The 7111-nt window shown below is 62.3% G+C and carries 6 protein-coding genes; 1 reads left to right on the forward strand and 5 read right to left on the reverse strand.

All coding sequences use genetic code 11. The features are described 5' to 3' along the window. Nucleotides 1-6: 6 nt before the first annotated feature. Complete coding sequence (locus ACPEES_RS22620) at nucleotides 7-435, reverse strand: GNAT family N-acetyltransferase (protein WP_435106638.1); 429 nt, start codon at nucleotides 433-435, stop codon at nucleotides 7-9. Nucleotides 436-674: 239 nt separating this feature from the next. On the opposite strand from ACPEES_RS22620, the gene ACPEES_RS22625 reads away from it, so the two are divergent. Beyond that, a complete protein-coding gene (locus tag ACPEES_RS22625; protein WP_435106640.1) occupies nucleotides 675-1160 on the forward strand; it encodes a winged helix-turn-helix domain-containing protein in 486 nt (161 codons plus the stop codon). Here ACPEES_RS22625 and ACPEES_RS22630 read toward each other — a convergent pair. Genes ACPEES_RS22630 through ACPEES_RS22645 form a run of 4 tightly spaced genes read right to left on the reverse strand, consistent with a single transcriptional unit; the run spans nucleotide 1105 to nucleotide 6524 of the window. After that, nucleotides 1105-1992 (reverse strand): HvfC/BufC family peptide modification chaperone, encoded by an 888-nt coding sequence (locus ACPEES_RS22630; RefSeq protein ID WP_435106642.1) that lies wholly within the window; start codon nucleotides 1990-1992, stop codon nucleotides 1105-1107. The genes ACPEES_RS22625 and ACPEES_RS22630 overlap by 56 nt on opposite strands. Nucleotides 1993-1995: 3 nt before the next feature. Then, nucleotides 1996-2934, reverse strand: a complete 939-nt coding sequence (bufB, locus tag ACPEES_RS22635) for an MNIO family bufferin maturase (protein ID WP_435106644.1) — start codon at nucleotides 2932-2934, stop codon at nucleotides 1996-1998. 9 nt (nucleotides 2935-2943) lie between these two features. Next, nucleotides 2944-5091, reverse strand: a complete 2148-nt coding sequence (locus ACPEES_RS22640) for a ferritin-like domain-containing protein (RefSeq protein WP_435106646.1) — start codon at nucleotides 5089-5091, stop codon at nucleotides 2944-2946. A 2-nt stretch (nucleotides 5092-5093) separates the two neighbouring features. Continuing rightward, nucleotides 5094-6524, reverse strand: a complete 1431-nt coding sequence (locus ACPEES_RS22645; RefSeq protein WP_435106648.1) for a phophatidylserine decarboxylase associated domain-containing protein — start codon at nucleotides 6522-6524, stop codon at nucleotides 5094-5096. Nucleotides 6525-7111: the final 587 nt, after the last annotated feature.

Raw genomic sequence — 7111 nt, forward strand, 5'->3', positions numbered from 1 at the left:
GAGGAACTACTGGAGGCCACCCACGGAGGCGTCTACGCGTATGCCGATGCCGCCGTCCAATGATTCATTAGGAAAAAACGCCGGCACTGTCGGAAAAAGGTTGACACATTCCGCTCGCCTCAGTAGAACGCGTCCGACGCCGGCACCTCGGTATTCTGGCCGTACGTACATGCCCCAGATGACGCCCTTGTGGCGCATCTTGCGACGATGTTCGCGCCGTACGCCGATCGTACCGATCAATACCGATGAATCACCAAAGGCGCCGAAGACCGCCGATCCGCAGCCTGGCGCAATACGACTCGATACTTCATCGATCGCGGCTCCGCACTCCTCGTCGTAGCTCGATGCGAACGCCGTTGGGCATTCACTCAGCCCGGCAAGCCGCAACTCCATAAAATCGGCCGCATCCCCGCTCGTGAGTTGTCGAATAAACATCCGTTTCAGTTCGTTTCGAGTCAGTGCACACACGGAGCACAGTGGATTGCAGCTAGAATCATCGTGTTAACGTGATGTTTGTTGGCTCTATTAAACGTAAATTCAAGCGGGATGCATAAAGGTTGACGGTGGTCCCCTTCGCTACCGCTGTCACGCTGCCGCCGACAGCCTATCGTAGGGCACGGAAGTCGAGCGCCGCGACGGTATTCGAGCCGGTCAAGCCAGAAGGAAGGGGTGTCATGTGGGTGGTGATCGTGGTCGATACGGATGACGTTACAGCCGACATGGAGTGTCTGCTGCAAAATCGCGGCAGTCGCCCCGTCGCCCAACTGCCCCCGGCTTTCGCGCAAGCCTTGCTGCCCCGTTTGCAGGACCACTTTTCCTCGCGACAGCTCGATCGGGCCCAACGCCCGACAGTTGACATGCCCTATCATCTGGACCGCGCCAGGCGTTATCTGTACGCCCCCAACGGCGACGCCACCGCCTTGACCGCCGCCGAAGGCATTGTGCTCGACCGGTTGGCGCGGGCCGCGCCGGACCCCGTTTCCCGCCGGGAATTGACGGAATCCCTGGGTCACGATGTCCGCTACTACGACGAGCGCCGGCTGGAAGCCACCGTGAGCCGGCTACGGCGTAAGCTGAAATCCCCGGACGCCCCGCCGAACAGTATCAAGGCCGCGCGGGGTCGAGGCTATCAGTTGCTGATTGACGTGGCGGTGGTGTGAGCAGGCCGTTTTCGAAAGCCAGAGGTAGCCAGGCCAGGACATGGGCGAACCGGTCAACCTGGCCGGACGACGGTCCCAAAGGCGGCAGCGCCTCCACCACCGAGGTGGGCTGTCGGCAGGCCAGCAACAGGTCATACTGCCAGGCTTCCAGCGTCAGGACCCTGAGCTGGTAGTCCACCCGGGACACCGCCACAGGATAATCCCCGGCCGGGGGGATGTCGGCCTCCTCGTCCTGCTCCCACTGCACGGCCATTGCCGGAATCGGATAGGCCAGCCGGCACAGCTTTAGGCAGGGCGGTGTGACGATCTGCAGGTCGCCAAGCAGCGGGCGTAACGGGTCGAGGGTTTCAATTGTGGCGGATGGCGCGTCCTCCAGACCCCTGGCCAGCAACGCCTCCGTCCTGGCCCGCTCGAAGGTCGCGATCTGGGCCGGCAACTCGATCAACGCCCGCTCTTCGGGGGCCGCTGGCCATTGGGGTTTGGAGGCATCGAGAAAGGACGCGAATCCGCGGCCCAGTTCGAACAGGCTCCAGGTCCTGGACGGCCGCGTCACGATATAGGCCTTGGCAAAGGTGGTGAAGACCTCTTCGCCCATGAACCGGTACAGCAACGGATACTCGTTGCTGAGCGATTCCACCAGGCGCATCACGTACCCAGTGGCGTAGATGTTCAGTCGTGTGTACGGCGACGAGCCCTTGTCATGTCTGATCACGGCATCGGCAGTCAGGCCCTGGTGGTGGGCGGTTTCCCGGAGTTTCTCGCCCAGGCTGCCCCGTTCCGTGAGCAGGTGGCGGAACCAGTGCTGAACCTGTGACAGGGACGGATCGGGCATGGCTCAGCTCACCAGCGGATTGGAAACGGGCAGACCGCTGCCCGCGGCGGTGGCTTCGCATTCGGGCAGGATCCCGGCCATGACGGACCGCGCTTTCCGGACTTCGGCCACCAGTTCCGGGTAAGGGGGAATGCGCGCATCCCACTCCAGGAGCGTGGATACGCCGCCCGTCAGCCGTTGCGCCAGCCGGTAGAGTTCCCACACCCGCGTGGGCACCGGCCCGTCGTGGGTGTCGATCAGGATATCGCCATGATCCGACGGGCCGGCGAGGTGGATCTGGACGATGCTGTCATGGGGCAATTGGCGGATGTAGTGCTCCGGGTCCTCGCCGTGATTGAAACAGGTGACGTAGACGTTATTGACGTCCAATAGAAGCTTGCAGCCCGTCCGGGTCACGAGTTCGGCGAGGTAATCCCATTCGGTGAGCGTCGAATGCTGGTATTGCAGGTAGGTGGAGGGATTCTCCAGAACCAGGGGACGGCCCAGGTAGTCCTGCACACGCTCCACGCGCCGTGCCACATGGCACAGGCTCTCTTCGGTTAATGGCATGGGTAACAGGTCGTGGCTGTTGACGCCGGCCACCCCGGTCCAGCACAGGTGATCGGAGATCCACTGCGGCTGGATGGCCTCGGCCAGGGCCTTCAGCTTGCCCAGGTACTCGAAGTCCAGCGGGTCCGTGCTGCCGATATTCATCGACACGCCATGCATGACGATGGGGCATTGGCACCGCAACCGGTCCAGTACATGGCGGGCGTAGCCGTGGTTGTCGATGAAGTTCTCGCTGATGATCTCGAACCAGTCGACCATCGGGTCGTCGTGGTGCATCAGGTAGTGGAAATGCTGGGTGCGCAGGCCGACACCCAGCCCCAGGCACGGGAATTCAGCGGCAGAGGGACCCGGTTGTGCCGGGCCCCGCTCCGATGTCGAATGCTCGCGGAGCATAAGCCTCCCTCAGGTTGAAGGCGGCAATGCGAGCCGGATGTCGTTGGGTTCGGGCGGATCGCAGTTGGACAGGCCCTTGGCCTGGCAGAAGGCCTTCCAGGCGATCTCGTACACCGCGTCACCGGGCTCGTAAGGCATGGTGTCGCTGCACTGGGTCCGCTCGACCGGGTCTTCGCAGTAGGGAATCTTGGTCGCCTTGAAGTCCGGCGCGCTGCCGTATTCGTACAACTGCATCTGGTAACAGTCGTCGCTGAGCTTCGGGAACAGCTGCGAAGCGGAAATGGGCACCGCGCAGCCCCCGAAACCGCCGCACAGATTGTCCGCCGGGGCGCTCTTGACGCCTTTCGCCGCGTGCCCGCCGCAACTGCCCCCGCCACTGGCGCTTTGCACGAATCCGCAGCCGCCCTGGGCCTTGCAGGCGTTGGAACCCTTGCAGCTGTGGTAAGTCACCACATGCGCGCAGTCGTTGCCGCCCGGCTGGTCGCTCATATAGTCCATGCCCTGGCAGGCGTGGTAGAGCACGTCACTCTTGGGCGAGGCGATACCGTCCACCAGGTTGGGCACCTGGCCCGTGACCGCCCAGCAAATGGACACCCGGTCCCCCGAGCCCACCATGGCCGGGGACGGGAACTGCCACTCTTCCTGGTTCCAGTACTTGTTGAGTTGCGTGGTCAGGCCCTTGAGCGTGCCCACCGCCGATTGGCTGAAGGTATGGTGGGCCTCGCCGCGCCGGTCGGGTTGGTTCAGGCGGTTAAGGGCGTCGGCGATCTGCTGGGTGCTCGGCACTTTGGAGCTGGTTTCCCCGTCAGTCCCCAGCATCTCCGCCTTCCAGGGGTGGCCGGGGTTCGCCTTGTGCCAGTCGGCCCAGGTCTCGTAATCGCTGCTTTCGCTGATCCACTGCTTCACCTGGGTGAAGATTTCAAAGTGGTCCTGGTCTTTGGTGTCGATCCGGGCCTGGGCATTGCCGGATATGGCGGTCTGCTGCCCCTTGTCGTTGTAGCCCGGGTAATCCGTCATCAGGGCTTCCGGGTCCGGCTGGAAGGGTTTCTGGACGGCGTCGAGCTCGCCCTGGCGCAAGTCCGGGCCTTGAAACCGTTGAACCCAGGGCTGGTCGGACCACTTGGCGAGGATCTTCGGAACGACTTCCTTCCCTTCGCCCTGGTCGGTGATGGCGTTGACGTTGTTCAGCAGGTTCGCCTTGATCACGTCCAGATCGGTGGTCTGTCCGTCGTCGATGGTGCCGTCGATGCCCGGGTACTGGGGCTTTGCCTGCTCGGCGTTGAACTGGTCCCGCTGGATGGCATCCCGCTGCTCGATCAGCTTGCCCAGCAGTGTGGTGCCATCGGTGTAGGCGATTTCCAGGTAGTCCCAGTAACACAGGTACATGTGGCCGATGGAACCGAAGTAGGGCAGATTCTCCTCGGTCATCGTGGCGGTGAACCAGTCGAAGGGAGTGCTGGAGAAGTACTTGAGGGTCTCGCTGCCGTCCGGGCGCTCGACCTCCTCGTTATTGAGCAGGGTCGTGGCGCGCTCGCTGGTTTCCTCGATCAGCAGGAACAGCTCCAGCTGCGTCAGGTCCAGTTCCCGCAGGCGCACACGCAGCGCATCGGTCTGGGCATGCTGGAAGAAACTCTGCTTCACCGGATGCTTCAAGTCCTCCAGGTCGAGGATGTGAGGGATGGCCGTGCGATTGTCGTAGCAGTGCCAGCCATAGGTCTCCGTCTGCAGCGCCGGGCTGGTGAAGCTGGGCGTCACCCCGATCACGCTGGCCATATTGGATGCCAGCTGCAGGTGCAGCATCTCTTCGATGAAGACACTGTAGACGCTGTTGAACACCTTCTCGTTGGTGGTGAGGGGGCGGTCCTTCCAGCTTTGCCGATCGTCGTACAGACCGACGGTTCTCGGCGTGGTGGCCGCTCCCGGCCACCAGCGCCCCTGGTAGAGCGAGCTTCCGGCGCTGGTGATCTGGTGCATGCCCTTCACCGAGTAGAGCGCCGTCATGTACAGGGGGATGGTGAATAGCTCCACATTGGCGGCCGCTTGGGCAATGGCCCTGACGCAGGCCAGGTCCGCCGGCAGGCACTTCGGGTCCCGCGCCTTGATGCTGTCGGATTCATCCTCGCTGCGCAGGGGTTGTTTCAGTTGCGAAGAATCCATGGTCATGTCGCCCCCGACTGCTTGCTGTCCTTGGTAGCGTTCTGCGCCGCGATGGCGATCTGGGCCCTGGCGCGTATGAACGGGCCGTTGTCCGAGTCGTTATGGGGGAGCGGATTCGGCACCGTGAACTGGGCAATGGCGCCGGGCTGGAAAACCAGGCACATGCTGGAACCGCCGTAGCTGAACCAGCCGAGCTCCTGCCCTTTTTCGATTTGTTGCCCCACATCGACCTGGATGTCGACCGAGGAGATTTCCGTAATGCCGATGGGAATCACGCACACCAGGCCAAGCGCCGGATCCGGGCTCCTGATGATCACCAGGCCCCGCGTGTTCACGTTGGCCTGATAGCCCTGGGATTGGGTCCCGGCCGAAGGGTCGAACCCTTCCGAGAGCAGCTCGCTGAACATGAAGCCGGGTATCACCCGCGCCTCGATCACTTCCCCGGCGATGGGGGCGGTCCAGCGGTGGTAGTCGTTGCCGCTCAGAAACGATTGCAGAACGTCGCCGCCCACGAATTCGTCCACGTAGGGGCTGTCGTCCAGCATGTCGACCAGCGAGTAGTTCTGGCTCTTCGTGCAGATGTCGTCTTCCCGCTTCACCTGACGGGCGATGCGATACACGGTGCCGTCATTGGCCGATACCACCACGCGGGGGTTGTCCGGCCCGTCCAGCGGGCGGCAGATGGGAATGATCTGGCGGTGGAAGAAATCATTGAACGACGTGAACCCCCAGTGGACCGGATCCTTCTCCCGGTCGGCCTGGGTGACGAACTGGTCGAGGTTGTTGTGGGCATAGGATGCCGGCGAGAGCCAGCCATCAGGGGCGGTGGTGATCACGTCCAGCGAGGCGGGTGAATCCAGGTAGGCGCACCACGCGTCGAGCACGTCCCGCAGCATGTCGTTGAACAGTGTATTGGTGAAGACTTCGGTGCCGGCCGGGGTGTACATCATGTACACGAACAGCCCGGAGACGGGAAAGGCGTAGTGGGGTTTATCCGGGTCGTAGGCCGGCGCCCGCTGGATGATGTAGTTCAGCGCATCCAGCATGTCCTCCACCGTCCTGATCCCGTATTTCATGTCGGGCTCGTATTGCTCGTGCACCTTGAGCCCCTGCGCGACCATCTCCTGCACCTGCTGGTACAGCTCAGGATGCGCCGCGAGCATCGCCTCCATCGCCGCTACGGACGGCTGGTATTCCATGGCCGGGTCGGCCGCTCGTACCTCCTGGGACCGGCGGGCTAGCTCACTGAGCCAGAAGCCCAGTTGTTGGCCTTCCTTGGGCAGATAGCCGGCCAGCACGCCAAAGGATTGCCGGAATTGCTGCTCGAAGTTGTTGGAAAGCGTCGCGCCGTCGGTTTCGTTGTGCTGCGAGGCGTCTCCGCCGGCGGCTAACGTTTGATCCTGGGTCCGGGAAGATGAGGAGTCTTGCGACATGACGACCTCCTTCCATAGAGCGTGTAAGCAAGACGGGATTTGCCCCTTCAACATAGGTGCAGAAGGTTCCGCCAACCTGACAAAGGCTGACGTTGATATCGGAAGGTTTGGGCTCAGCCCCTGGTAGAGAACGTCATAAAGGTGTGCTGAATCCGGGAGGTAGCGCATGTGGCGGCGCCGCAATGAGTCTCATGGAGACCTAATGCCCTGCCAATCGTGTGAATGCCGTCTGCCCAGTAACCTTTTGGCCTCGGTGGACGGCCTGGCGCCGGATTTCGGGACCATTTCGGAGCGATTGAGTGTCTTGACACTCAGGGCGGCGCTGCCACTTCGCTGCGGCAACCCTGCTGACAGCAGACGTCGATCGCACGCACTCTACTACTGTGCTCGCGTTCGCAGACGATCACCGCACGCTAGCCCGCGCTCAAATGTCTATATCTTTTCGCCATCGCAACGCCCTATCCTCCCTGCCAACAGGTGTTGCGTTTGAAAACTGAGTCTAAGTGTCAAGACCTGATTGGTCGTATACCTGTTTACGGAACAACTCTGGGTGTTGTGCGTACCAGTCCTTGAGGTTCTGGACCGGG

This window comes from Arhodomonas sp. AD133 (assembly GCF_051195215.1).
In the GTDB taxonomy this organism is placed as follows: Bacteria; Pseudomonadota; Gammaproteobacteria; order Nitrococcales; family Nitrococcaceae; genus Arhodomonas.